At 41.5% G+C, this 24,450-nt stretch carries 23 protein-coding genes and 1 rRNA gene; 8 read left to right on the forward strand and 16 right to left on the reverse strand.

Annotated features, from left to right (window positions below; all coding sequences use genetic code 11):
• Positions 1-3: 3 nt before the first annotated feature.
• Together E0F88_RS25250 and E0F88_RS25255 are read right to left on the reverse strand one after the other, a co-directional pair.
• Positions 4-747: a lipoprotein signal peptidase gene (locus E0F88_RS25250; RefSeq protein WP_131961058.1), complete on the reverse strand. Its 744-nt coding sequence runs from the start codon at positions 745-747 to the stop codon at positions 4-6.
• 49 nt (positions 748-796) lie between these two features.
• Positions 797-1,999, reverse strand: coding sequence for a proline dehydrogenase family protein (locus tag E0F88_RS25255; protein ID WP_131961059.1), 1,203 nt, complete (start codon positions 1,997-1,999; stop codon positions 797-799).
• 184 nt (positions 2,000-2,183) lie between these two features.
• Here E0F88_RS25255 and E0F88_RS25260 point away from each other — a divergent pair, with 184 nt between their 5' ends.
• Positions 2,184-3,278 (forward strand): chorismate mutase, encoded by a 1,095-nt coding sequence (locus E0F88_RS25260; protein ID WP_131961060.1) that lies wholly within the window; start codon positions 2,184-2,186, stop codon positions 3,276-3,278.
• Positions 3,279-3,344: 66 nt separating this feature from the next.
• Here the strand turns inward: E0F88_RS25260 and E0F88_RS34370 are convergent, their stop codons facing one another.
• Genes E0F88_RS34370 through E0F88_RS25275 form a run of 4 tightly spaced genes read right to left on the reverse strand, consistent with a single transcriptional unit; the run spans position 3,345 to position 5,847 of the window.
• The gene (locus tag E0F88_RS34370) at positions 3,345-3,728 is read right to left on the reverse strand and encodes a GDSL-type esterase/lipase family protein (RefSeq protein ID WP_229213912.1); all 384 of its coding nucleotides are present in this window, start codon (positions 3,726-3,728) and stop codon (positions 3,345-3,347) included.
• A gap of 4 nt (positions 3,729-3,732) precedes the next feature.
• Positions 3,733-3,984 (reverse strand): hypothetical protein, encoded by a 252-nt coding sequence (locus E0F88_RS34375; RefSeq protein ID WP_229213913.1) that lies wholly within the window; start codon positions 3,982-3,984, stop codon positions 3,733-3,735.
• A 58-nt stretch (positions 3,985-4,042) separates the two neighbouring features.
• Positions 4,043-4,777: a LytR/AlgR family response regulator transcription factor gene (locus tag E0F88_RS25270; protein ID WP_131961061.1), complete on the reverse strand. Its 735-nt coding sequence runs from the start codon at positions 4,775-4,777 to the stop codon at positions 4,043-4,045.
• Positions 4,774-5,847 (reverse strand): sensor histidine kinase, encoded by a 1,074-nt coding sequence (locus E0F88_RS25275; RefSeq protein ID WP_131961062.1) that lies wholly within the window; start codon positions 5,845-5,847, stop codon positions 4,774-4,776. The genes E0F88_RS25270 and E0F88_RS25275 overlap by 4 nt, the downstream gene beginning before the upstream one ends.
• A gap of 344 nt (positions 5,848-6,191) precedes the next feature.
• On the opposite strand from E0F88_RS25275, the gene E0F88_RS25280 reads away from it, so the two are divergent.
• A complete protein-coding gene (locus tag E0F88_RS25280; RefSeq protein ID WP_310589734.1) occupies positions 6,192-9,113 on the forward strand; it encodes a TonB-dependent receptor in 2,922 nt (973 codons plus the stop codon).
• Between the two features lie 71 nt (positions 9,114-9,184).
• Here E0F88_RS25280 and hemC read toward each other — a convergent pair whose 3' ends face one another.
• The 9 genes from hemC to E0F88_RS25325 form a co-directional block, all read right to left on the reverse strand.
• Positions 9,185-10,117, reverse strand: coding sequence for a hydroxymethylbilane synthase (gene hemC / locus E0F88_RS25285; RefSeq protein WP_131961063.1), 933 nt, complete (start codon positions 10,115-10,117; stop codon positions 9,185-9,187).
• Positions 10,118-10,171: 54 nt separating this feature from the next.
• Positions 10,172-10,531 (reverse strand): helix-turn-helix domain-containing protein, encoded by a 360-nt coding sequence (locus tag E0F88_RS25290; protein ID WP_131961064.1) that lies wholly within the window; start codon positions 10,529-10,531, stop codon positions 10,172-10,174.
• Positions 10,509-10,826 (reverse strand): type II toxin-antitoxin system HigB family toxin, encoded by a 318-nt coding sequence (locus E0F88_RS25295; protein ID WP_131961065.1) that lies wholly within the window; start codon positions 10,824-10,826, stop codon positions 10,509-10,511. Before E0F88_RS25295 ends, E0F88_RS25290 begins: the two co-directional genes overlap by 23 nt.
• A gap of 62 nt (positions 10,827-10,888) precedes the next feature.
• A complete protein-coding gene (rimK, locus tag E0F88_RS25300; protein WP_131961066.1) occupies positions 10,889-11,791 on the reverse strand; it encodes a 30S ribosomal protein S6--L-glutamate ligase in 903 nt (300 codons plus the stop codon).
• Positions 11,792-11,805: 14 nt separating this feature from the next.
• A complete protein-coding gene (locus E0F88_RS25305; RefSeq protein WP_131961067.1) occupies positions 11,806-12,294 on the reverse strand; it encodes an ATP-dependent zinc protease family protein in 489 nt (162 codons plus the stop codon).
• A gap of 74 nt (positions 12,295-12,368) precedes the next feature.
• Complete coding sequence (locus E0F88_RS25310; protein ID WP_131961068.1) at positions 12,369-13,487, reverse strand: DNA polymerase III subunit; 1,119 nt, start codon at positions 13,485-13,487, stop codon at positions 12,369-12,371.
• Positions 13,488-13,566: 79 nt separating this feature from the next.
• Entirely contained in the window at positions 13,567-14,778 is a 1,212-nt protein-coding gene (locus tag E0F88_RS25315; protein ID WP_131961069.1) for a putative sugar nucleotidyl transferase, read from the reverse strand.
• A gap of 165 nt (positions 14,779-14,943) precedes the next feature.
• Positions 14,944-15,195, reverse strand: coding sequence for a type B 50S ribosomal protein L31 (locus E0F88_RS25320; protein WP_131961070.1), 252 nt, complete (start codon positions 15,193-15,195; stop codon positions 14,944-14,946).
• A gap of 120 nt (positions 15,196-15,315) precedes the next feature.
• On the reverse strand, positions 15,316-16,230 hold the full coding sequence (locus E0F88_RS25325; RefSeq protein ID WP_131961071.1) for a sugar phosphate isomerase/epimerase family protein: 915 nt from the start codon (positions 16,228-16,230) through the stop codon (positions 15,316-15,318).
• 478 nt (positions 16,231-16,708) lie between these two features.
• Here E0F88_RS25325 and E0F88_RS25330 point away from each other — a divergent pair, with 478 nt between their 5' ends.
• From E0F88_RS25330 to E0F88_RS25345, 4 genes are all read left to right on the forward strand, one after another.
• A complete protein-coding gene (locus E0F88_RS25330; protein WP_131961094.1) occupies positions 16,709-19,153 on the forward strand; it encodes a ribonucleoside-diphosphate reductase subunit alpha in 2,445 nt (814 codons plus the stop codon).
• A gap of 226 nt (positions 19,154-19,379) precedes the next feature.
• The gene (locus tag E0F88_RS25335) at positions 19,380-19,976 is read left to right on the forward strand and encodes a Crp/Fnr family transcriptional regulator (protein WP_131961072.1); all 597 of its coding nucleotides are present in this window, start codon (positions 19,380-19,382) and stop codon (positions 19,974-19,976) included.
• 194 nt (positions 19,977-20,170) lie between these two features.
• Entirely contained in the window at positions 20,171-21,229 is a 1,059-nt protein-coding gene (locus E0F88_RS25340; RefSeq protein WP_131961073.1) for a DUF6973 domain-containing protein, read from the forward strand.
• 48 nt (positions 21,230-21,277) lie between these two features.
• A complete protein-coding gene (locus E0F88_RS25345; RefSeq protein ID WP_131961074.1) occupies positions 21,278-21,742 on the forward strand; it encodes a hypothetical protein in 465 nt (154 codons plus the stop codon).
• 123 nt (positions 21,743-21,865) lie between these two features.
• Here the strand turns inward: E0F88_RS25345 and E0F88_RS25350 are convergent, their stop codons facing one another.
• Positions 21,866-23,443 (reverse strand): DUF4394 domain-containing protein, encoded by a 1,578-nt coding sequence (locus E0F88_RS25350; RefSeq protein WP_131961075.1) that lies wholly within the window; start codon positions 23,441-23,443, stop codon positions 21,866-21,868.
• 201 nt (positions 23,444-23,644) lie between these two features.
• Between E0F88_RS25350 and E0F88_RS25355 the strand changes: the two genes are divergently transcribed.
• Together E0F88_RS25355 and E0F88_RS25360 are read left to right on the forward strand one after the other, a co-directional pair.
• Positions 23,645-23,965 (forward strand): hypothetical protein, encoded by a 321-nt coding sequence (locus tag E0F88_RS25355; RefSeq protein ID WP_131961076.1) that lies wholly within the window; start codon positions 23,645-23,647, stop codon positions 23,963-23,965.
• 363 nt (positions 23,966-24,328) lie between these two features.
• A 16S ribosomal RNA gene (locus E0F88_RS25360) occupies positions 24,329-24,450 on the forward strand; the annotation flags it as partial.

Genomic DNA, 24,450 nt, shown 5'->3' on the forward strand with positions numbered 1-24,450 from the left:
GAACTAGATGTTCTCTTTTTTGTTTTCATCCTCTTCCGGCTCAACCGTCGGGGATGGAGTATCGGTTACTTCTGTTGTATCAGCAGGTGCGGTATAAAGTTCCTGAGTCGGCTCGTCTTCTGAATCATACTGATGTTGTTCAGGGATAGGTTCTTCTTCGCGGTCATGTGGATGGAAGCTACCCTGAAAGATTAAAATGCTGCAAACGCCAAGGAAGATGCAAGAGTCTGCAATGTTGAAAATCGGAGTGGAATAGTATTGTCCGCCCCAAACGGGAACCCAATCGGGTATAAAACCTTCCCAGAAATCCACAAAGATCATATCGATAACCTGGCCGTGAAACCATGGCGTTGGAGATCCATAGGGAGCATTATCCAGAAACACTCCGTAGAATGTACTGTCGATCACATTTCCAACTGCACCAGCCAGGATCATAGAAAGCGCCCAAAGAAGGCCCTTGGCAGCACCGGCTCTTGCCAGGTGAACAAGATACCAGCCAATAGCAAACATGGCCACAAGTCTGAAAAGCGTCAGGAACAATTTTCCGTATTCATGGCCCAGCTGCATGCCGAAAGCCATTCCCGGATTGAGTACATAGTGTAATTTAAACCAGTTTCCGATGAGTGCAATCTGGCCGGAAAAGCCGGGTTCCATATATTTGTGTACCAAAAGCTTAGATACCTGATCGACAGCGATCAGCAGAAAACTAAAAAGCAGATATGGTACTGGGTTTTTTGATTGATTCATTCCGAATGGATAAATATTTAGCAATTAGAACGCTAAATTAATAAGATAGTTATAAAGAACTGATTCCCCGCCGCTTCAATTCACTTCGTACAAGAAGAAATTCACGGCTGCTTTGTCCGGCAATAGAGGTATTTTCTTCAGCTCTTCTGATCAGATATGGCATCACAGCGCTAATTGGCCCGTAAGGGACATATTTGGCAACATTATACCCGCTCTTTGCAAGATTGAAGGAAATGTTATCACTCATACCTAAGAGCTGCGCAAACCAGATACGGCTATCCTTTTTGTCGATACCGAGTTTGTTCATTTTTAAAGCGCAGTACTGGCAGCTGTATTCATTGTGGGTACCCAGGCAAACTGAAATGTGATTCAGATTTTCGATACAAAAGTCAATGGCTGAATTATAGTCATTGTCGGTTGCATCCTTGCTTACATGAATAGGGTTGAAATATTCATTTTCACGTGCACGAAGCCTTTCCTTTTCCATATAAGCACCACGTACGAGCTTTCCACCCAGTATATAACCTCTTTGACGGGCTTTCAGATAAGCCCCCTTCAGCGCATCAAGTGTTTCGTGTCTGTAAAGCTGATAGGTGTTATAAACAATGGCCTTTTCTTTATTAAATTTTTCCATCATTTCATAAGCCAGGTCGTCAATGACGCCCTGTACCCAGCTTTCTTCTGCATCAACAAAAATCCTGACGTTCATTTTGAAAGCATGGCTGCACAAACGTTCTACCCTTTCTTTCACTTTCGCATAGGCCTCTTTCTCATTTTCTGACAGTTCATCTTTGCGCTGCACCTTCTCGAGAAGTTCAGAAGAGGCTATGCCGGTAACTTTAAATACAGAAAAGGGAATATTGCCCGACTGAGCTGCCTTGTTGATCGTATTCAGGATTTCATTAGTAGTTGTATCAAAACTGCTTTCGTTATCTTCGCCTTCTACCGAATAGTCAAGGATGGTACCAATGCCTGAATTACCCAGGGAAGTAATGGTTGAGTCACAATCCCTAATCGTCTCACCCCCACAGAATTGTTCAAAAATCGTAATACGAATAAGATTTTTTATAGGTAAGTGAAGCTTTAGTGCAAGCTTTATAAAAAAAGTGCCTAAATTTACCACTCGAGCCTGATTCATGAGGCTGAATAACCAGTAAGTTTTGCGAAGCTGAGCATCTGATTTCGATGCGAATGCGACTAAGGTATCTTCAAAAAATACAGGTATTTTGTCTTTTGGTAAAGGGTATGCCATTTTTGTGAGAGTTTTTCATGAATGCAAATCCGACAATCCGAATACAATCATTGAAATAAAAGTAATATGTATTGAGAAGTAAATTGACTTTTTAACATCAAATGTACGTCAATCCCTGAAATACGCATAACACAAATTCGAAATATTACCATTATCTATTTTTTACCAAGGACAGTTTTTGAATATGAATGCTTCTTTAGATATCCTTCCGCTAAGCAGTTGGATCAATACCGAAGGGAAACCTTTGATTATCGCCGGGCCTTGCAGCGCAGAGACCGAGGAACAAATGTTAGAAACCGCAACCCAGATCAAAGAGGAAGGATTTGCGCACGTAATCCGTGCGGGAATTTGGAAACCAAGAACACGTCCCGGTAGTTTTGAAGGTATGGGTGAAGCTGCTTTGCCATGGCTGCAGGCAGTGAGAAAAGAAACAGGAATGCCGGTTGCCGTGGAAGTTGCAAATCCGCAACATATCGAACTGGCGTTGAAATACGATGTAGACATTCTTTGGATTGGTGCACGTACAACCGTTAATCCTTTTAACGTTCAGGAACTTGCAGATGCGCTGAAAGGTGTCGATGTACCTGTTTTGGTTAAAAATCCGGTGAATCCTGATTTACAGCTATGGATCGGCGCGCTTGAGCGTTTGAACCAGGCTGGTGTTAAAAAACTGGGTGCAATTCACCGTGGGTTTTCTAATGCACAGGAAACAAAATTCCGCAATTCTCCGATGTGGAACATTGCGATTGAATTGAAAACATTATTGCCTGAACTTCCGATCATCGGTGACCCAAGCCACATGGCTGGAAAACGTGCTTATTTGTACGAATTAGCTCAGCGTGCGCTTGATTTGAACTATGATGGTTTGATCATCGAGTCACACCGTGAGCCGGACAAAGCATGGTCGGATGCTTCTCAGCAGCTAACTCCTGCGGCTTTGGGACAGATGCTGCATGACCTTCACGTTCGTAAAGAATCTTACGGCAGCGATTACCAGTCTCAGCTGGAAGTTGTGCGTGGTAAAATAGATCATCTGGATCGTGAATTGCTTGAAAATCTTGCAGCACGTATGTCGTTGGTTGAAAGACTTGCTGAATACAAACGTGATAACAACGTTGCAGCTTATCAGGTTGACCGTTTCCGTGAAGTTTTGGAAACGCGCGCAGGATGGGGCAAAAGCCTTAATCTGTATCCAAACCTGGTTGACGAGTTGTTTAAACTTGTTCATATGGAATCAATCCGTAAACAAACTGAGGTGATGAACCAGGTAAACGTTTAGGATTTATAGTAAACTGAAAAGGGCTGCTTTCCATAAAGAAGGCAGCCTTTTTGCTTAAGTATTGAGTTAAAGTTTTTTCCTCTCCAGCACTTCCGCGATCTCCTTTGCCCATATCTTATAGGCTTTTTCATTCAGATGCGTCTTATCAACCGCATATTCGGCTTTTAAACCGGTTGAATCGGCTAAAAATTTGTTCAGGTCAATGAACTCGATTTTATTAACCTGGCAGTAATATGCAAGAAAGCCGTTGAGCCGGGTCACCTGTTTTTGACTGACCGTATCGTTTTGTTCATATAAAGTTGATGTTACGACGGGTGTAATTTTATTTTTATCCAGCGTTTCGAGAATTGCTTTATAATTGGCTTCTATTTTTTCGGGCGAAACCCCGACTGTGATGTCATTGATGCCACCCATAACGAAACAGATCTCAGGATGTAAGTCAATAACCATTGGCTTAATAGCCTGAAGAAAATGATATGTACTGACCTGGAAGGGTTCTTGTTAATACATCCGTTCGGCCAAGCAGCTCCACCCATTTACCCTGTGCGGTTATGGAGTTTCCAAACATGACGATCTTTGGATCTCCTTTCGCAGTTACAAATCCCTGGAAAAGTTTGTCACGGTAAATGAATCCGACAACAATAAAGATGGCTGCAAAAATAAGATTAACGAGTAAGGAGAGAAAAAGGGCAGTTTTGGTCCTCATAAATTCAAACACTTTTTGCTAAAATAGCAAATCCCTTTTGCAAACCTAGCTCAAATTGTTACATCCACTTACTTAAAAACTGATTGAAGATTTCTTTGTATTGATCACTGACAGGAATTGTCGTGGCACCGATTTGAATAGAATTCCGGGTTACAGCAGCAATTTTGTCGAGGTTGACAATAAAGGAACGATGTATGCGCATAAAGCGGGAAGGTGGCAGTTTCTCTTCCAGCGCTTTTAAACTGGTAAGAGAAAGTATTGGTTTGGAATCTGACTTTAAGTGTACTTTGACATAATCTTTCAGTCCCTCCATATACAGAATGTCTTCGTAAGCTATACGTACAAGCTGGTACTCTACCTTTAAAAATAGATATTCGTCTTTAACTTCGGCAACGGCTCCTGCAGCAGCTTTCTGAACAAGCTCGACATATGCTTTTGCTTTAGAAGCAGCCCGGAGAAATTCTTCATAATTAAAAGGTTTCAGAAGATAATCCAGCGCATCCACCCGAAAGCCATCCAACGCATATTGATTAAAGGCAGTAGTGAAAATGATACGTGGGCCGCGAGTGCCGGATGCTTCAATAACTCTTGCAAGCTCAATACCGGTTAGGTCCGGCATTTGTATGTCCAGAAAAATAACGTCAATTTCCTGCTGATGAACAACTTCCAGGGCTTCCACTGCGCTGGAAAAACGACCAACTAATTTCAAAAACGGGGTTTTATCAATAAACGAGGCAACAAGTCCTAATGCTAACGGTTCGTCGTCTACGGCAATGCAGGTTAATTGACTCATGCAGTCTCTAATTCCAGGTGTACTTCAAATTCTTTTTCCTCTTTATTCTCATTCATCTCAAGAGAATATTTTCCCGGGTAAAGCAAATCCAGGCGGCGCTGCGTGTTGCTGATACCAATGCCGTTACTTTCATCCAGTACCGTTCTCTTATCTGTGAATAACGTGTTTTTTACTTCCACAAAAATCTTGTGCTGCTCCTGGCGGATCTGTATATCAATTCTGCTTTTTTCAACGGCGCTTACCCCATGCTTGAACGCATTTTCAATAAAAGGCAAAAATAACATGGGTGCAATCGGCACATCATGAAGAGGATCCGGCGGTGAGAGGTGAACTGTAACTTTGTCGGTAAGGCGAAGCTGCATGAGCTGAATGTAATCCTGTGCAAACGCAATTTCCTGGCTCAGGAGTACTGTTCCGTGCTGAGTTTCATACAATACGTAACGCATTAAACGGGAAAGTTTATGCAATGCCTGCTGCGCTGCTTCGACATCGATGACCGTCAGCGCATAAATATTATTGAGTGTATTAAAAAAGAAATGCGGATTGATCTGGGCTTTAAGAAATGATAGTTCTGAATTGATTTTTTCCTGTTCCAGATCCTGACGGTATTGTTTATCTCGCTGTACATTTTGAACGGCAGCCACACTGGTGCTGATACCAATCACAATCAGAGCAGTCAATAAGGCAAAATAGTCGAGTTTATCTTTTTTCTTTTTTGGACGGGTCATGTCATCATGTGCAGCTTTCCATGCCTTGTCCATATAGTCCCTGTGGTTTATGGCCGTTTGGACCTGCTCAATAATAACAGCCAGCATAATAACCGAAGCAATGTTGAACAGTATAAATTTGAGATACTTGTTTCTGGCAAGATACCTTGGAAACCAAAAATATACATTCACATAAAATATGCAGACCAGCATAAAGTAAAGAACCGCCTGCTTAATCCAGAAGGTGGCTGGCAGCTGGATCTGCCAGCTTAGTGGCTGCCACATCAAAAACAGGCCCAAAAAACTCCAGCCTAATAAATGAAGAAATAATGGCGGGTACTTTCTAACCTTACGGGAATCCATCCAAATAGTGTTTACAGCAAAAATAACATGATTTGCAATTACAATCTTACGGGTTAAAATTCAAAGTGTTTGGTCAAATCGATCAATATCCTTTAAACGTCGACAGTATAGCATTTATGATCTATGAAGTAAAATGACGGACACAATGAGTAATCCATCAAAACGTCGGTTTCACAATCTTTATATAAAGTGACCAGAGCAGGGAATCACTTCCAACCGTTCATCGGATGAAATGCCCTTTTGATCGGTGCATCCTACCTTTCCATCTAATCGGTTTAGAGAAGTGCTGAATAGGTATTTATTTTGAAATTGTATTTTACTATTTTTTGATGAATTCCATGAAAATGATGAAACTATTTACAACCCTGCTATTTATGTTAGCACTGGTTTCTACTTCATACGCACAGTTTGGCGGCGGCGGAGGTGGTGGCGGAAACCGCGGAGGTGGCGGCGGCGATTTCGGACGTGACAGACAGCGTCAGACGGTTATACCAGGAACAGCAGAAGATGCACCAAAAGGAAACGGCAGAATAAAAGGTATTTTGATTGATTCCGTATCAAAAAAGCCTGTTGAATTCGCAGCACTTTCTCTGGTTGATATAAAAACCAATAACCCGATAGACGGAACTACAACTGATGAAAAAGGTGAGTTTACACTTACCAAAGTAGCATCAGGTAACTTTAAAATTCTTATTTCCTTTATTGGTTATAAAACCAAAACGATCAATAATATCAAGATCGACAAAAAAACGGAACTGGATTTAGGCTCCGTTATGCTTTCCGGAGATGTTGTGCAACTTAACGAAGTTGAAGTTGTAGGCATGGCCCAGATGATCGAAGAGAAAGTGGACAGGCTGGTTTACAATGCAGAGAAAGACATTACCAGTAAAGGTGGTGATGCTTCGGATGTAATGAAAAAAGTACCAATGCTTACTGTGGATCTGGATGGTAATGTGTCACTTAGAGGTAGCTCTAACGTGCGGGTGCTTATCAATAACAAGCCTTCGACAATTATTGCTACCAGCGTTGCTGATGCATTAAGGCAAATTCCGGCAGATATGATTAAATCTGTTGAGGTTATTACTTCGCCTTCGGCAAAATATGATGCAGAGGGATCGGCAGGTATCATTAACATCATTACTAAAAAGAGCACAATACAGGGTGGAACATTGAATGTAGACACAGGTATTGGTAACCGTGGTTCCAATCTTGGATTGAGAGGAAATTACAGACAAGGTAAAATGGGATTCAGCTTGGGTGGTTTTGGCCGTTTCAACTACAACATGCCTGGTAAATCTGAAAACCTTCAGGTTGGTAAAATCGACAAATTCTCTATTCGCCAGATGAGCGAGTCGGATAACAAAAGCTCTTTTGGTTCTTATAACTTCGGATGGGATTACGAAATCGATTCAAAAACTTCTCTTTCTGCCAATGCCCGTTACGGAATGAGAAACGCAAGAAATTCCCAGCAGCTTAGTACTTTCAATACACAGAGTAACGGTACGGTCAGAAACAGCTTCAGGGATGTTAATTCAAAGGACCTTTCAGGAACCTGGGATTTAAATGTTGACTATATCAGAACGTTGGCTAAACCACAACAGGAACTGAGTGTATCGGCACAGTATAGCCGTAATAACAGAACCAATGATTATGATGCAGATGTGTTTAATTTGACAACTGCACAAATCAAAGAACTGGTAGGAACAGAGTCGAACGACAATAGCAGCCATAACCAGGAAAGCACGATCCAGATGGATTACCAAACGCCGATCAGCGATAATCAAATGCTTGAGGTGGGTGGTAAAGGAATTTTCCGTCAGGTGGTAAGTAATATTCAGTACGGTGGTTTGATTGCTTCACGTCCAAACAGCGCTTTGGATTACGATCAGAATGTTGCTGCGGGTTATTTCTCCTACACATTCACAACAAAAAGCAAGTTTACTGTTAAGGTTGGATCAAGATACGAGTATACCAGTATAGATGCTGTGCAGGGTGAGCAGAGGTCAAACCTGAATCTTCCTGCCTATGGCAATTTGGTTCCGAGTCTTAACCTTTCACAAACTTTTGGAAAAGGCCAAACGATTAAACTTGGTTACAATCGTCGTTTGCAGCGTCCCGGTATTCAGTTCCTGAATCCGAACGTAAACTCTTCTAACCCTACAAACATTAGCTTTGGTAATCCTGAACTGGATCCTGAGTTAACCGACCAGGTTGAATTGGGGACCAGTTTCTTCAAGAACTCGCTTTACGTTAATGTTTCTACTTTTGCCCGTTTTACTAACAATTCGATTGAAAGTATCCGTAGCACAAGCGCGGACGGGGTTATCAGTACAACTTATGGTAATATCGGAGAGAAACAAAACTATGGTGCAAACATTTTCGGTAACCTGACTCTGTTTAAAAGATGGCAGGTTGGTGGAGGTTTTGATGCCTATTATGCAAATCTTGTTAACAAAGGTACCAATTCAAGTAACGACGGTATCGTTGTCAGCGGTCGTTTCAGAACGGGCCTTACCCTGAAAAAAGGATGGGGATTGCAGGCAGGTGGTTTCCTAAGAGGGCGTGAAGTTCAGCTTCAGGGAACGCAGGCTGGTTTCAGAATGTACGACCTTGGTGTGAAAAAGGATTTTACAAACAAAAGAGGAAGTATAGGATTTGGAATGGAAAACTTCCTGGCTCCTTCTTTCAAAATGAAAACAAGCCTGGAAACGCCTCAATTCACTCAGAACAATACCAACTTCCTGTATAACCGAGGATTCAGAATTAACTTCTCTTACCGTTTAGGTAAAATGACCTTCGTTGAAACGAAAACAAGAAGAAAAAAATCGGTGAACAATGACGATATGAAAAGCGATGGCGGCGGCGGAATGGATGCAGGTAACGGTGGCGGCGGAGCACAACAGGCAACGCCTGCAGTATCAGTTCCATCTGCAAGACCTGCCGGAGCAACCGGAAGACCTGCCGGACAAGGTGCAGGAATGATGAGACCGGATAGCGCAGCCAGACCAGCACGTACTGCAATGCCTGTTACACCGACTACTGTTGACTCAACTTCTAAAACATTGATACCCTCTGTGCCGGTAAAAACAGACTCAACTGCAACGCCTGTTGACTCTACTGCCAGACCAGTACTTCCTGTTTCGCCAGTCAAACCGGATTCGACGTCAGTGCCGGTTGATTCAACAGCAAGACCTGTTCTTCCTGTAACACCGGTGAAACCAGATTCGACAACAGCTCCGGTGAAACCGAACATTCCGAATAACTGATTTTCCTAAGCCCATAAAAAAACCTCTTCACATCGGAGAGGTTTTTTTATGGGCTTTTATTAAGATAAAATTCAGAACTGAACCTGTGCGCTTCTGATCTCGCTTAGAATTCTGTCAGCTCCTGCTTCAATGAGTTCATCTGCCAGCGCGTAACCAAGTTCTTCGGCTGATGTGGCTATGCCGCTTATATTCCTGCGGATCATTTCTTTTCCATCCAGACTGATAATACCGCCGGTAATTGTAATTTCATCCTCATTTAAAGTGGCCAAGCCGAATACAGGAATGCTGCATCCTCCGTGTAACCGGTTCAAAAACGCCCTTTCCGCACGTAAACAGGTCTCTGTCGGAATATGGCTTAGCAGGTTTTTGAGAATCGCCTTTTTGCCTTCAGATAAGGAAACAGCGTTTTCCACAGCAACACTTCCCTGACCAACAGCCGGTGTGAATTCCTCTAAAAGCAGATACTCCGCTATTTTATCATCGTACTCCATACGGTGAACTCCGGCATAAGCCAGAAGCAGAGCATCACAATGACCTTCTTCCAGTTTCCTTAGCCGGGTCTGCAAATTTCCGCGCATATCAACCGTTTTGATATGCGGATAAAAATGTTTTAATATGGCAATCCGGCGCGTTGAAGAAGTACCCACAACAAACGATTCTCCGCTTTTTAGCGACAAACCTGAATTATGGCTTACCAGCACATCATTTGCGCGTTCCCTTTCCGTAAAAGCTGAAATTTCGAAATCTGCATCCAGATCCGACTGCAGATCTTTTGCACTATGAACTGCAATATCAATGGATCCGTTTCTAAGCTGATCTTCAAGTTCCTGGGTGAAAACACCTTTGCTTCCAATTTTTGACAGGGAGCGGTCCAGTATTTTGTCGCCCTTTGTTTCAATAATGACAATTTCAGTTTCAATTCCGCCCTGCTGCAAAAGATCTTCAATATAATATGCCTGCCAGAGAGCAAGTTTACTGCCGCGTGTTCCTATTTTTATTTGCATGATTTTTGTTACTCCTGAGAAAGAGTTTAATAGTTTTTCACTAAGAGGTTAAATTCAATAGGCTTGTATCAGCACCTCTGCCGGAATTTGTAATTTTTCATTCAGTTTTCTTATCATTCCCAGACTTAGTTTTCTTTTTCCGGATAAAATTTCGGACTTACGTGAGCGGTTCCCAAGGATTTCTGAGAGCTCTTTTTCCGTCATTCCCAATTGATCCAGCCTGAATCTGATAGCTTCTAACGGAGTTGGCTTTGGAGTAGGATAGTGGACGCTTTCATAATCCTTAGCCACAATTGATAAGAGTTCAAGCTCATCAGATAAGGCTGAGTCGGGAATAACCTCTTCCTGCATTAACAAATAAATCCGCTGTAATGCATATTCATATTGACCATCATTTTTTATTGGAGCTACCATATTCAATCTTTTTAGCGTCAATCTGGTCGTACTCTTTGTGTGTACCAAACCAGATAATAAAAACAATTTTTAGCCGAAATTCAATATCTACAATAAGCCTGTATGAATTACCATGTATATTAAAAACTACTCTTTTGTTATTCAGAATTGAGGCATTACGATAGTGAATTTTCAATTCATTGGGAGAATTCCAGTTCGCTCTTTCAACTTCCTGATTCCATGCCAGCAGAGATTGTTTTGCCAGAGGGTAAATTTCTCCGTAGGCTCTCAAATTCCGGGTTGCAATTATTCTCATAACAGCACAAAGATAAAAATTGTTACCAAGTTGGTTACGAATGTTTAATATCCTAAGCAACTTTAAACGCCAACCGTATCACCCTCATCCGTCACAATTTTATCCTCAATGTAAGCGACAATCAGAGATGCTACGTCAATTCCGCTGATTTCCTCAATCCCTCTTAAACCAGGCGACGAATTTACTTCCATAACCAAAGGACCTCTTGCCGATTGGAGCAAATCCACACCGGCAATTTTAACACCTAATGCTTTTGCGGCCGCGATGGCTGTGTGCTCTTCTTCCGGTGAAAGCTCGATCCGGAATCCTTCACCTCCCCGGTGCAGATTGGACCGGAAGTCTCCGTCGGCTCCCTGGCGTTTCATAGCGGCAACTACTTTATTGCCGATGACAAAAGCACGAATGTCCGCACCTTTTGATTCTGCAATATATTCCTGTATTAAAAAATTAGCCCGAAGGCCATAAAATGCCTCGATGGTGGATTTGGCGGCTTTAATAGTTTCGGCCAATACAACGCCCACGCCCTGTGTTCCTTCAAGAAGTTTGATAATAACTGGCGGGCCTCCTACATGATGGATCAGCTCGGTAACCTGTGCAGGATTTTTGGCAAAAACCGTTTTCGGAATGCCAACACCTGATTTTGCCAGGACCTGCATACTTCTGAGTTTATCCCGTGAACGTAATATTGCCTGGGATTTGACGGTTGTAAATACTTTCATCAATTCAAATTGCCGCACAACTGCACAGCCAAAAGCATTTACTGAGGTACCGATCCTGGGAATGACAGCGTCAATGCCGGTAATGGTTTTGCCTTTATAAACGATTGAAGGTTTTCCTCCCTCAATCATGACAAAACATTTGACATGGTCGATCACTACGGCCTGATGGCCCTTTTGCTTTATTGCCTCTACCAGTCGTCTTGTTGAGTAAAGTTCAGGATTGGTAGATAATACGGCGATTTTCATATATTCCGGATAATTTAAGAGAGTGGCGGAGCGTCGAAATCATGTTTCGATTTTCGCCTGATTGTTTCATGGCTCGTATTGCTTTTGTTTTGGTCAGCGGACAAATCTTTTTTAGAAACGTCGATGACAAATCGGTTTTTAAGCAATTTACGGCCAAGAAGTATGGGGTAACTCATCTTCCGGCGATTGGCCAGTGTGAATTCAGTCCGGATTTTCCGGCCAAAAAGTTTAATTGAGGTTTTGATCACATAACGTTTTTCCTCTTTACCAGAAGAATTCCGGATTACAGTTTCCTTAAATTCTTTTACCAAAAAAGATTGCTGAGGCGCTCCCCGTTTTGCATCCAGATAGAAGCATAAGATTGACTCTCCGTTTTCTTCAATTAACTGAACTTTTGAACAATGAATAGAAGAAGTGGTAGCGCCCGAATCGACCCGAACAGGAACTTTGTACCAGCCCAGTTCAGGTAAATCCACGATGTCAGTTGCGCCAATGATTTCCATAACGGGATTCTTACTGTGGTTCAGATGTTTTTATAGGAATGATCAAACTCCAAACGGTCAGCAGAATGTATCGCTTATCTGCGTTGAAAGAAATGTGCTACAGTAAGTGAAAGATCCAGAAAAACCATCTTTGCCCTTACATTTCTTTCAATATGGTAAAAAGCCGTATTCACTTCCTGGACCATATTTTCGAGCGATTCCATATTTACTGCCTTGGAAAAGTTCTGTACGAAAGTAAGTTCTTCCTGCGGAACCCGCAATAGCTCTCCCGCACCATGACTCCAAACGAGCATGTCCCGAAACAATCTGAGCGCATAATCCAGCAGGCCTTTTTGTTTCTCTTTGTTCATTACATCAAAACTATCCGCAAGCCTGACCAGAAAAGTTACGTCATATTTGTAACAGGCACGCATCCATTCAATGAACCATTCGGAGCGGTTATCTTCTGTTTCTTTTACAAGATGCAGTGCTTCGGACAAATTACCGTCGCATAGATAGGTGATCTGATTGGCTATATTTTCGCTTACAGACTGCTTTTTTAAAAATTCACGAACATCAGCATCAGAAAAAGCAGGTACGGCAACGCGCTGCGTCCGGGAAATGATAGTAGTAAGAAGGCGGTCCGACTGATCGCTGACAAGCAGGAACAGCGTTTTATAAGGAGGCTCTTCCAGGATTTTAAGTAAGGCATTGGAAGAGGAAGCATTCATGATATCAGGCTTCCAGATCAGGAGAATTTTATATTCACCTTCATAAGATTTAACAGAAAGTTTACGCAGGATTCCGCGCGCTTCTTCTACCGAAATGTTGCCTTGTTTATTTTCTGCATTAATATAGTCCAGCCACTCAGGCAAAACCCGGTATGGATTCTCTAACAAAAAAGAGCGCCAGTATGTCAAAAAAGCTTCGCTCGTTTTGCCATCAATTTTTTTTGATGTTGCTATCGGAAAGATGAAGTGAAAGTCCGGATGAATCAGTTTGTTCATTTTAGTGCATGAAGCACAAACCCCGCATGCATCTTCTTCGGTCCGGTTTTCGCAGTTTATATAAGTAGCGAAAGCCAATGCCAGCGCCAGTCCTGCTCCACCCAGAGCACCATCAAACAGCTGTGCATGAGCGAGGTGACTGGTTTGTACCGAGCGCCTCAATGTCGATTTTATATTTTCCAGTCCCGGAATATCTTTGAAAAGCACTTTTATTATTTAAAATTTACTTGTGATGGCCCCGTGAAACGGTTATCGTTTAACAATTCTGCTCTTAAGCTATCATATTTTAGCTTTTAATTTTTGAATCAGCCTCCCTTTGCGGTTTTGTTTGTTCAAATACTTGCTTTAAAACAGAAACACGATTGTCATCAAACAAAATTCCCCGCCGGCTGACCGTGTCTTTTGCTACTTCCAATCCTTTCTCAAATCTGTATTCTGTAATTCCCTCTGCTTTTCCGCCCCATGAAAAAGACGGCACATGTTTGTTTTGAAATCCGGCACCAAAAACATTCACATTCACCCCGACGACGGTTCCTGTATTAAACATGGTGGATATTCCTGCTTTAGAATAATCACCCATGAACAGGCCGCAAAACTGTAAACCGGTATCTTCAAGTTTATCGGAGACGTAGCTATGCAGTTTTACATTGGTGTGATCATTTTTTAAGTTGGAATTGTTCGTGTTGGCACCCAGATTACACCATTCGCCAAGAACCGAATTGCCCAGATAACCGTCGTGCCCTTTATTACTATATCCAAATATAACAGAACCGCCCACTTCACCCCCGATTTTACAAAATGGCCCAATGGAAGTATTCATTCTAATCTTCGCATTTTGAGCAATCACTGAACCTTCTCCCATGGCAAAGGGCCCCTGTATGGCTGCTCCTTCCTGAATGGTTGTGTTTTTGCCGATATAAATCGGGCCGTTTTCTGCATTCAGGATTGCTGCTTTAATATTTGCTCCGGGTTCAATAAATATATTTTCCGGATTATAACAGCGTGTGTACGGATCCTGAAGTAGTTCTGATTTACGGGAAGCAGCCAAAAGATCAAAATCGGATTTGATCTGAGCGCCATTATTTGTAAAGATATCCCAGACATGGCGGATCATAACAAACGCTTCACTGTAATCAACACGATAAAAATTTGTTTCTCTTTCCGCTGACCAATCTCCAGATGAGGTTTTAACGGCCAGAATTTCTTCTTGCGGGGAATACAGAATAGTTTCGCCTGGAAGATTGGTTATCGTTTCCAGCAACAATTTATCAGGACACAAAGCGCCGTTGATAAAAATGTTATTGTCTGTTGTCAGCAGCGGAAAGGATTTCTGTAAATAGGGCCGGGTCAGAAAAGACGATGTTGTTTTAAACCGGGTATTCCACTTTTCAGCAATGGTATCGATTCCGCAGCGGATGGATGCAACCGGCCTGGTATAGGTAAAAGGTAAAAGCTGTGTCCGAAGAATCGGGTCGTCGAACAGAATAATACTTGGCATAAGTGGATTGTAGTATGTGCGTTCAAAGTTCGGCCATTTTTTGGTAGGGCACAAAAAAGAAGCAGTCTCTTTTAAGCTTTCGCTTAGAGACTGCTTCTTTTCAAGATTTATAAGTTGTAGGTAAGGTTATCAAAAACGAATTGCTGATATTAACCTTAAATCCAATTATGCTTCTTTTGATCCGTAACGTTTTCTGAACTTGTCAACACGTCCTGCTGTATCTACAAGTACATTTTTACCTGTATAAAAAGGGTGTGACATAGAAGAAACCTCTACTTTATACACAGGATAAGACTTTCCATCTTCCCAGGTAATGTTTTCGCTAGTTTCTATAGTTGAGCGCGTAATAAATTTAAAATCGCTTGATAGATCCCAGAAAACAACGTCTCTATAGTTGGGATGAGTATCTTTTTTCATTGGTATATGGTATTATGTGTTTCGATACAATCTTCAAAAAGGATTGCAAAAGTAATTATTTTAATTTAGTGACGCAACTATCAGGTAGTTATATTTTTATATTTTAATCTATGGATATTTTTAAGCTTCAAGTATCTGCTTTTTAAGGACTTCAATGCCGGTTTTGATTTCGCTGTCAAAGTCGGTATATTTAAAACATTCAATAGAAAGGCCGCCGTTGTATCCGATCTTTTTTAAAGCACGCAGATAAGGGCGGAAATCGTCTCCTTTTACTCCCGGAGGCGTTCTGTCCTGTTTTTCTGCAATATGGCAATGAACAATGTGTTTGCCATATTTGACAATTTCATCCGGAGATTCGTCTTCTTTAAGCATGTGATAGATATCGCATAGCAATCTCACATGTGTACTTTTTACCGCTTCAACAATCTCAACGCCTTCAGCCAAACTATTTATAAAATTGGTTTCTCCCCGGTTAAGTGGCTCAACGGCGATAGTTATATCATATTTTTCCGCGAGTGGCGCCATTTTCCTGGTTACATCTATGTGCTGCTGTTTCGCCTTTTCCCGGTCATAGCCGGCAGGAATGATTCTTGATCCACCGCTTCCGAAAACGATATATTGTGATCCGCATTCTTTTGCTCTTTTTAATGCAAGCTCTGTACGCTTAAGAATGGCATCATGATTTGCATCAGGACCCAGGGTTTTCAGTTCACCCGGAAGTAAAATGACATATGACCAGATCGGAAACTTAAGACTATGAAGTGAATCAAGGTTCTGCCCGAAACGTGTGTCGCCTTCTTTTGGAATAAGAAAGCCTCCAACCGACTCTTCGATGTAGGAGCATCCCAATCCCCGCAGGTATTGCGCGTGGTCGTAAGAAGCAAACACACCAAGGGAAATTTTGGAAACCGGCGGGCTTTCCAGGCTGATCAGTTTTCCTGCCATCGCAGATGAGAAGGCGGTGAGTCCGGCAACTGTTCCGGCGGTCGTTTTAAGGAAAGTTCTCCTTGTGGTCAGGTTCTTTGTTAAAGTCATGATTGCTGGTAGTGAATAGGAGCCTGAATATACGGCATTAAGCCCCAAAAGCACATCGGTTGCATAACATACTTTTGAAGCTGAATATTATTTTTGAAAAACTGTCGTCGATGGTCGGTTTTAAAAAGTTTACAAATAAAATTGGTTAATAATCTGTAATTCAGTTCGGAAGGATTTTATATAAGTAAAAAAGTTTACAAAAAAATAAATTTACCTGATTATTTAGCCGTTAAATAATTTTTTAAATTTTCTTCAGATGACTCTGTTTAGGAATGGCTTACAGTAACATCCTTGTAATTAGAATTTTAACAATTTGTTAATTTGTATTATATGAATAAGTTAAAAAAACAGACTAGAATGCTGGTTGTATTTTTGGTTTTTTTAGCGTTACTTCAACAAAAATTAAAGGATAAGTCTTCATCAAGATTCCCCCTGTTAACATCACTAACTTCATAAAAAAACATCACATTATATGTCTATGTACGTCATAAAGCGTGACGGCCGCCGCGAATCCGTGAAATTCGATAAGGTGACTGCCCGCATAGAGAAACTGAGCTATGGTCTTGATTCAAATTATGTCCAGCCTGTTGAAGTAGCAAAGAAAGTTGTATCCGGTATTTATGACGGTGTAACCACTGCGGAACTGGATAACCTGGCAGCAGAAACAGCAGCGTCGATGACCACCAAGCATCCTGACTATGCGATTTTGGCTGCGCGTGTGGCGATCTCAAATCTCCATAAAAACACATTGAAGTCGTTTTCGGCAACGATGAAACGTCTTTATACCTACGTAGATTCTAAAACAGGTGAAAATGCGTCTTTAATTTCGAAAGAGGTTTATGACGTAATCCGCCAGAATGCATCCCTTTTTGACTCCACTATTATATATGACCGCGATTACGCTTATGATTATTTCGGTTACAAAACATTAGAGAAATCTTATCTTCTCAAGGTTGAAGGTAAAATCGTTGAACGTCCGCAGCATATGCTCATGCGTGTTGCCGTAGGAATTCACCATGACGATGTGCAGGCAGCGGTTGAAACTTACCATTTGCTTTCGGAGAAATGGTTTACCCACGCAACGCCGACATTGTTTAACGCAGGTACACCTAAACCTCAGATGTCGTCATGCTTCCTTTTGACAATGAAAGAAGACAGCATCAGCGGTATTTATGATACGCTTAAAAGCTGCGCAATGATATCTCAATCTGCTGGTGGAATTGGTTTGAGTATCCATGATGTACGTGCAACAGGATCTTATATTAAAGGAACCAACGGACAGTCAAACGGAATTGTACCGATGCTTCGTGTTTTTAATGATACAGCAAGATACGTGGACCAGGGAGGCGGAAAACGGAAAGGTTCGTTTGCCATATATATGGAACCCTGGCATGCAGATATCTTTGATTTCCTTGATTTGAAAAAGAATCATGGTAAAGAAGAGCAGCGTGCTCGTGACTTGTTCTATGCATTATGGATTCCGGATCTTTTCATGAAACGCGTTGAGGCCAATGATACCTGGTCACTTTTTGATCCGCACGAGTGCCCCGGACTTTCCGATACACACAGTGCAGACTTTGAAAAGCTGTACGAAAGGTATGAACTGGAAGGAAAAGCGCGTAAAACAATCAAGGCGCAGGATCTTTGGTTTGCAATTATGGAGTCGCAGATTGAAACCGGTACACCTTATATGTTGTACAAGGATCACGCGAACAGTAAGTCTAACCAGAAAAATTTAGGTACAATAAAGTCTTCAAACCTTTGTACAGAAATTATTGAGTACACGGCTCCTGATGAGGTAGCAGTTTGTAACCTTGCATCAATTGCATTGCCTAAATTTGTTGAAATGGGTAAAGACGGTTTCATGCGTTTTGACCACCAGAAGTTGTATGAGATTACGAAAGTGATTACGCGTAACCTCAACAAGATTATCGACCTGAATTACTATCCGGTTCCCGAAGCTGAAAAAAGCAATAAACGTCACCGTCCGATCGGAATTGGTGTGCAGGGATTGGCCGATGCATTCTGTATGCTTCGGATGCCATTTGATTCCGATGAGGCACGCCAGCTGAATAAAGATATTTTCGAAACGATCTATTACGGTGCAATGGAATCGTCGATGGAACTGGCAATTAAAAACGGCCCTTACGAAACCTGGGCAGGCAGCCCGATTTCACAGGGAATTTTCCAGTTTGATATGTGGAACGTGAAGCCGGAAAGCAATCGCTGGGACTGGGAGAAATTGAGAAAAGAGGTTGTTCAAAATGGTGTACGCAATTCATTGTTGCTTGCTCCGATGCCAACCGCATCTACAAGCCAGATTCTTGGAAACAACGAATGTTTTGAACCGTTTACTTCCAATATATATGTAAGACGCGTTCTTTCAGGAGAATTTGTGGTTGTAAATAAATTCCTTCTTAAAGACCTTGTGAAACTTGGTTTGTGGAATGAAGAAATGAAAAATAACCTGGTACGTGCCAGCGGATCGATTCAGCCAATTCCGGGTATTCCACAGCATATTAAAGATTTGTATAAAACAGCCTGGGAAATTAAACAACGCAGTCTGCTGGATATGTCTGCCGACCGTGGTGCATTTATTTGCCAGTCTCAGTCGCTGAATATCTTTATGGAAGAAGCAAATTTCGGTAAGCTTACATCGATGCATTTTTATGCCTGGAAAAAAGGACTGAAAACCGGTATGTATTACCTGCGTACCCGTGCGGCTTCTGATCCTGTACAGTTTACGCTTAGCAAACAGGCAGAACCACAGCTTGAACCAGCAACTGCAGTTGTTGCTGAGAAAGAGTTAAACTATGTTCAGTATGCTGAGGAGCATACCAAGCCGGCAGCACCGCGTGATAATCTGTCAGATATGCAATGTTCTCTGGATGATCCGGAAAGCTGCGAAGCCTGCGGAAGCTGAGAATGAATGTTAATATTATATAACGAGAGGCCCTAGCTGGAAAGTGAGGGCCTTTTTGTGTTGCTTCCGGGCGAGATGTAGTCAATGTCAATCTGAAAATACTTTACCCGTATACAATTAATTGTATCTGATCAAATTTTTTATGTTATTGCACAGCCTGTTCAAAAAGGTATACGCAACTCAACTTTGTGAAAAATGAATGTATTTACATTTTATTTCACACTAAATGGAAGGTTTACTACACACCCTAACGCAGCTCACCCGGTTACCTGGAGATCAATTAAAATCTATTCTTCATTATTTTATTCCTGCCACTGTACCCAGGGGCATCATGCTGTTGGTTCCTGGAGTGATGTTCCCGCCCGCCTGGCTGATCGGCAGTGGTTCTCTCCGTGCTTTTTATCAGGTAGAAGAAAATAAACGCACAAGGACTGCCGGTACTAAAGAAAAACTGATACGTGAGATAACAAACTGGATCGTTCCGGAAGGAGGGATTCTTACAGACATTCGCAGCCATCTGCATCAGGTCCCTTCGCAGTATTACATTGAAGCTCTTGAACCATGCAAGTTATACAGCCTTTCGTACGATCATTATCTGGCGATCAGGACATCACATCCCACTGTTGCGCAGGCACTTTTTGAAGATCCCTTAGCTATGGCTGACTTGCGTGTGCAAATGTGTAATCTTCGTGATGCGGCAGCCCGCTTTGAAATGTTTGAAAATACCTATCCTGGATTAAAAGGCCGGTTATCCGTCAATATCCAGGCATCCTTTCTGAATATTGATCCTACAACTCTCAGCCGTTTACGCGCTAAAAAGTAATCTGAGGAGATTGTAATTGACGTAGAAATATTTTAGATCCGAGTAGGACTATTTTCTGATCTTAATCTGATTTTAATGTAATCTGTTGCTTTACATTTGCAAAAGAACGCTCCGCCACAAGTTTGGAAGCCTGGTAAGCGAGACGTTCGATAAGTTGTTTAAATCATTCTTCACAATTCAAACAGTACAAATTTGTGAACTTTACTTTAAGAAAATCGCATTTGTTATTGCTTTTTGCGTTGAACTTTATCGCTTGTGACACGGAGATACCAGAACAATCTGTTCGGATGGAAGCCGAAATATTTGAGTTTAAAGGAGAAAAAGTCGTTGTACCGACAAATTTCCCTAAGGGTTTATTTAGTCAATCGGCTGAGGACTTTGATTTATATTATGCAAAAATGTCAGGGAGCAAGACTGGAAGGATTAGCGGAGACGAAAAAGTTATAGATGGAAATGAGTTATCAAATATATTGGAAGCGAATCTTAAAAATTATCCGAAAGTAAATTATGATCAGGATATTTCAGAGAACGATCTCAATCGAATATTTAAAGATTTTCCAGGTATCACTACGAAAGAACAAGCTTTGTCTAAGGTCGAGCTGATATTTGAATATTACAATACATTGTGCAAAAAAGATGTTGTTGATGATGTCATATATTTCGAACAGAACGATAAGGGAAATGGCAGAGTAGCAGGAATTTCTCCATCCAGTTTAACCGTTCCTGAGAGAAATCATTTGATCTCGAATCCTGCCTACGCTGAACGTTATCGTGCTGCTGCCAATTACGCCGATAGTTTAACGCTCAATGCGTATTATTCTGAGGACGATGATCGAAAAGGTAATGCATTTAAACATTCAGTATGGAATGCGTTAGCAATTCGCTATATTCTAAAAGGAGTACCGACGAATGAAAATCAGGCAATTGACTTTGTTCAGGATGGTACATCTAAGCATGAGATGGACGATAACGGAAACCAAATTAAAAATAGAAAAGCTGCAATGGACCTACACAACAACATGTCAGCCAGGCAATGGATGGAAATAAACACCAAGTGGGGGATCGGCTTCCTAAGAAAGATGCCGGATGAGCAGGAAATAATTAATACCATGATGAGCAGAGCTAATTCCAGCGGACGACATGAAATGGTTGACATTTTAAATTGGCATGGCGGTGACAATGATAATACATGGAACAACCTGTATAATAATATGTATAGTCCAAACGAGCATCTAGTGCATATTGAACCATAGTCTATAAGCACATTTTTGTCAAAATTAATTCACCCAAATTGATTCATTATGAAAAAACCACTCATCTTATTGTTTTTTATAAGTTTTGGTCTTCAATCATGTTCGGATGATGTGGACCCGGTTGTAAATACATTGTACGTAAATGATGGAAGCAGAACAGAGCAGAGAGAAAAGGCGTTGCTTGATCTTTATCAATATTATACATACGGAAAGGTAGCTTCAAATAAAGAATATTATGAGGTAGTCTCAAAAAAAAATGGACGGTTTATACTGAACTATTACCCATCGGGTAAACTGCTAACCCTGTGTGGTGATCCTGGCAGCGGCTGGAGCGATCAGTTTAAAAATATTGATGAGTCAATTCTTCAGAAGCTTGCAAATGCGAATATCACATTTGACGATATTGAAGGTATTGGAAGCCTGGATTGTACACTGGATAGCTCTTATATAAAGCTTTTACCGAAGAACGATCCATTTGTTCAGGTGAAAACCAATGGAATCCCATCATTATAATTGATTATCAAGGCGAACTTACACGATATCGTTTATTATTCGGGCACACAGAATTTTGAACAAAAAACAAAAAGCAGCCCCGGGTTTGGGGCTGCTTCTATATATAGGTGTGTTTAGTTTTTCTTATAGGTTGAAGCCAAGTGCAAATCCTTTAACTCCTGCTGGAAAGTTTGAGATTTTTGTTGCAGCTCCGTTCGTCAGGTTAATTCCGTAAAGTCCGCTTGTGCCGCCAACGGTAAGCAAACTATAACCTAATCCTGAAATACCACCAATGTCAAAACCATTAGCTTTATCAATAGTTACACCAAGGTTACCAACTTCTGCCAGTACACCTGTATTTGGCATTGGATCCTGCTTGTATAGTTTGTTTGATTGACTGTCTATATCAAACAGCATCGTCTGTCCTGCAACAGTTAAGCCAACATTGCTGTTTGTATAAGCAGCACCGTTTACACCTTTTGAAGTTCCGGAGAAAGTTAGGGGTGTATCAACCATGGTTACTCCGGTATCCACATTAATCCTTAGATTTTGTCCTGTGTTACTTACAACGCGAAGAAGATTAGCAAACGGGTTAAAATCAACTCCGTAACTTGCATCCACCCCGCCGCTCAGAGGTACTGATAGTGTAGATTTAAAAGTAACAGCTCCTGTAAGTGTGTTTATAGTGTACAATTTACTATCACTGCCAAGCCCGTAAATAGTGGCATCAGCAGGACGGAAATCTATGCCTTCTAAAGTTACGCCCATAGGTAGGCCGGAGATTGTCCTTTCAATAACGGATATATTCGTACTTAACGGATTGAAAATTAATAATTTATCTGTTGCGCTTAAAGCATAAGCAACTGGCGAAGGTATTGCAATGCCAATAATGTTACCGGCAGGCAGGGTCCCTAATTTTTGTAGCTTACCCGTCATAATATCTACGTAATCAAGTTCCCACGCTCCATTGAAAAGAACTGATGCTATTGCATAATCTTTTCCGGCAGCAGTTTTAAAAGGAGCAATGTCAAAACCACCTACTTCTGTAATGTCAAGACCAAGTGGGCCAACGGCCTCAAGAACACCTCCGTTTGGATCTTTTTGGAAGTAAAGTTTATCAGCAATAGGATCAATGTCAAAAAGGGCTGTTGTTGTTGTGCCCGAAAAGCTGTTTGTGTAAGCTACTGCACCTACACTTGGACTAGGCACGCCATTTAAACTGCCATCTGTTGCAGCGAGTGCGCCTGTTTCCGGATGAAGACGTAGGTTCTGGCCTGTATTTGTAACAAAACGGATACGGTCGACGGTTGGATTAAAATCAAAGCCAACAGCTGTTGCCATAATAGCAGGACCAAATGCCGCTCCGCCGATAAGCGTTGCAAGACCTGGTTTGTTTGCATTGTTTAAATTGATGTTATAAAGGCGGCTGTTTTTACCAACTGCATAAAGCTGTCCGGTTGCTGGTCTGAAATCAATCCCTATCAGTTTATCTCCTGTATCCAAACCCTCGCTAACTGTAATAGTTCGAACGGGTGATGCTGAGTTCCTGACATTTAGTTCATAAATTACATTGTTATCCGTCAATGCGTAGAAAATCTGATCCGGAAGCTCAATCTGCGGAGGAGGCATACGGTGATCCTGGCAAGCCTGAAAGCCAAGCGAAACTAGAACAAGGGCCCAAACAGATTTCGTTCGGATCGTGCGAAGGTTGAAAATTCTCATAAGTCAGAATAATTAGATGAGTATAGAATGACATGGTGACTTACGACAATGAGAGAGATTTGGATCGCTATACGTGAAATATTTTTAACCGTATTTTAATCTCGGCGAATCACTGCTACACCCAAGGCTCGTTTATATCATGGATATATATAAACAGGTAGTAGAAAACGCTTACTTACTTCCCACCTAACATATATATATATGAAAAGGATACTTCCCTTATTTCTCTTCGGTTTGGTTCTAACGATCATGGTTTTCTATAATCTGGTCTTATGGTGGGTTATTTGCAGTGATACTTCATTAAGTTTGGATCAGGCGAAGCAAGCTTATCTGTACAGATATCCCGGATTTGTGGCAGATGCACTTTTGCTTACCTTACTAGACATTGTGATGAGCGCTGCTGCAGGTCTTTGTTTTTTCAGGAACCGACAAATATTGTCGGGTACGTGGGGGCTGCTTGCCAAAGGCTTTGCGGTTGTACACTTGATTCTGATCTGCTGGCTGGTGTTTAGTTTGATGTAGCGACCGGAAGAAGTATTCAGGGGCTTATAAAGCCGATTAATTACTTTTTTCTCTAGTTTCAGAAAGACCTTCTATTACTTTCAAAAAAACTTCAAAAGAATTTTGGGGTATATTTTACTCACTTTGAGCTTGTTAGAAAATATTTCAAAAAAACTTTCAAAATACTTTCCTTGAACATTTGCAATCTAAAAATAAATGCTGCACTTTTGCACTCCCAATCGGGTAGTACGGCGCTGAAAACGATCAGCGCAACGAGTTCTGGAAGACCAGAGCAGAGTTCTTTGACATGATGAAGAGAGCAAGAAGATATTTGTTTAAGAAGATTCGATCCTATTTTTCGGAATAGAGGTCACAACAAAATTTACAATGGAGAGTTTGATCCTGGCTCAGGATGAACGCTAGCGGCAGGCTTAATACATGCAAGGCGAGGGGGCAGCAATGTCACCGTCGTACGGGTGCGTAACGCGTATGCAACCTACCTTCAA

The organism is Dyadobacter psychrotolerans (genome assembly GCF_004349265.1).
GTDB classification, from domain to species: Bacteria; Bacteroidota; Bacteroidia; order Cytophagales; family Spirosomataceae; genus Dyadobacter; species Dyadobacter psychrotolerans.

Coding starts and splice junctions, on each gene's coding strand:
- E0F88_RS25350 (WP_131961075.1), bottom strand. CDS start 23,443: ATGAGAATTTTCAACCTTCGCACGATCCGAACGAAATCTGTTTGGGCC.
- E0F88_RS25260 (WP_131961060.1), top strand. CDS start 2,184: ATGAATGCTTCTTTAGATATCCTTCCGCTAAGCAGTTGGATCAATACC.
- E0F88_RS25275 (WP_131961062.1), bottom strand. CDS start 5,847: ATGGATTCCCGTAAGGTTAGAAAGTACCCGCCATTATTTCTTCATTTA.
- E0F88_RS25250 (WP_131961058.1), bottom strand. CDS start 747: ATGAATCAATCAAAAAACCCAGTACCATATCTGCTTTTTAGTTTTCTG.
- E0F88_RS25355 (WP_131961076.1), top strand. CDS start 23,645: ATGAAAAGGATACTTCCCTTATTTCTCTTCGGTTTGGTTCTAACGATC.
- E0F88_RS25315 (WP_131961069.1), bottom strand. CDS start 14,778: ATGCCAAGTATTATTCTGTTCGACGACCCGATTCTTCGGACACAGCTT.
- E0F88_RS25295 (WP_131961065.1), bottom strand. CDS start 10,826: ATGAGAATAATTGCAACCCGGAATTTGAGAGCCTACGGAGAAATTTAC.
- E0F88_RS25290 (WP_131961064.1), bottom strand. CDS start 10,531: ATGGTAGCTCCAATAAAAAATGATGGTCAATATGAATATGCATTACAG.
- E0F88_RS25305 (WP_131961067.1), bottom strand. CDS start 12,294: ATGGAAATCATTGGCGCAACTGACATCGTGGATTTACCTGAACTGGGC.
- E0F88_RS25335 (WP_131961072.1), top strand. CDS start 19,380: ATGGAAGGTTTACTACACACCCTAACGCAGCTCACCCGGTTACCTGGA.
- E0F88_RS25325 (WP_131961071.1), bottom strand. CDS start 16,230: ATGACTTTAACAAAGAACCTGACCACAAGGAGAACTTTCCTTAAAACG.
- rimK (WP_131961066.1), bottom strand. CDS start 11,791: ATGAAAATCGCCGTATTATCTACCAATCCTGAACTTTACTCAACAAGA.
- E0F88_RS25330 (WP_131961094.1), top strand. CDS start 16,709: ATGTACGTCATAAAGCGTGACGGCCGCCGCGAATCCGTGAAATTCGAT.
- E0F88_RS25270 (WP_131961061.1), bottom strand. CDS start 4,777: ATGAGTCAATTAACCTGCATTGCCGTAGACGACGAACCGTTAGCATTA.
- E0F88_RS25320 (WP_131961070.1), bottom strand. CDS start 15,195: ATGAAAAAAGATACTCATCCCAACTATAGAGACGTTGTTTTCTGGGAT.
- E0F88_RS25255 (WP_131961059.1), bottom strand. CDS start 1,999: ATGGCATACCCTTTACCAAAAGACAAAATACCTGTATTTTTTGAAGAT.
- E0F88_RS25345 (WP_131961074.1), top strand. CDS start 21,278: ATGAAAAAACCACTCATCTTATTGTTTTTTATAAGTTTTGGTCTTCAA.
- E0F88_RS34370 (WP_229213912.1), bottom strand. CDS start 3,728: ATGGTTATTGACTTACATCCTGAGATCTGTTTCGTTATGGGTGGCATC.
- E0F88_RS34375 (WP_229213913.1), bottom strand. CDS start 3,984: ATGAGGACCAAAACTGCCCTTTTTCTCTCCTTACTCGTTAATCTTATT.
- E0F88_RS25280 (WP_310589734.1), top strand. CDS start 6,192: ATGATGAAACTATTTACAACCCTGCTATTTATGTTAGCACTGGTTTCT.
- hemC (WP_131961063.1), bottom strand. CDS start 10,117: ATGCAAATAAAAATAGGAACACGCGGCAGTAAACTTGCTCTCTGGCAG.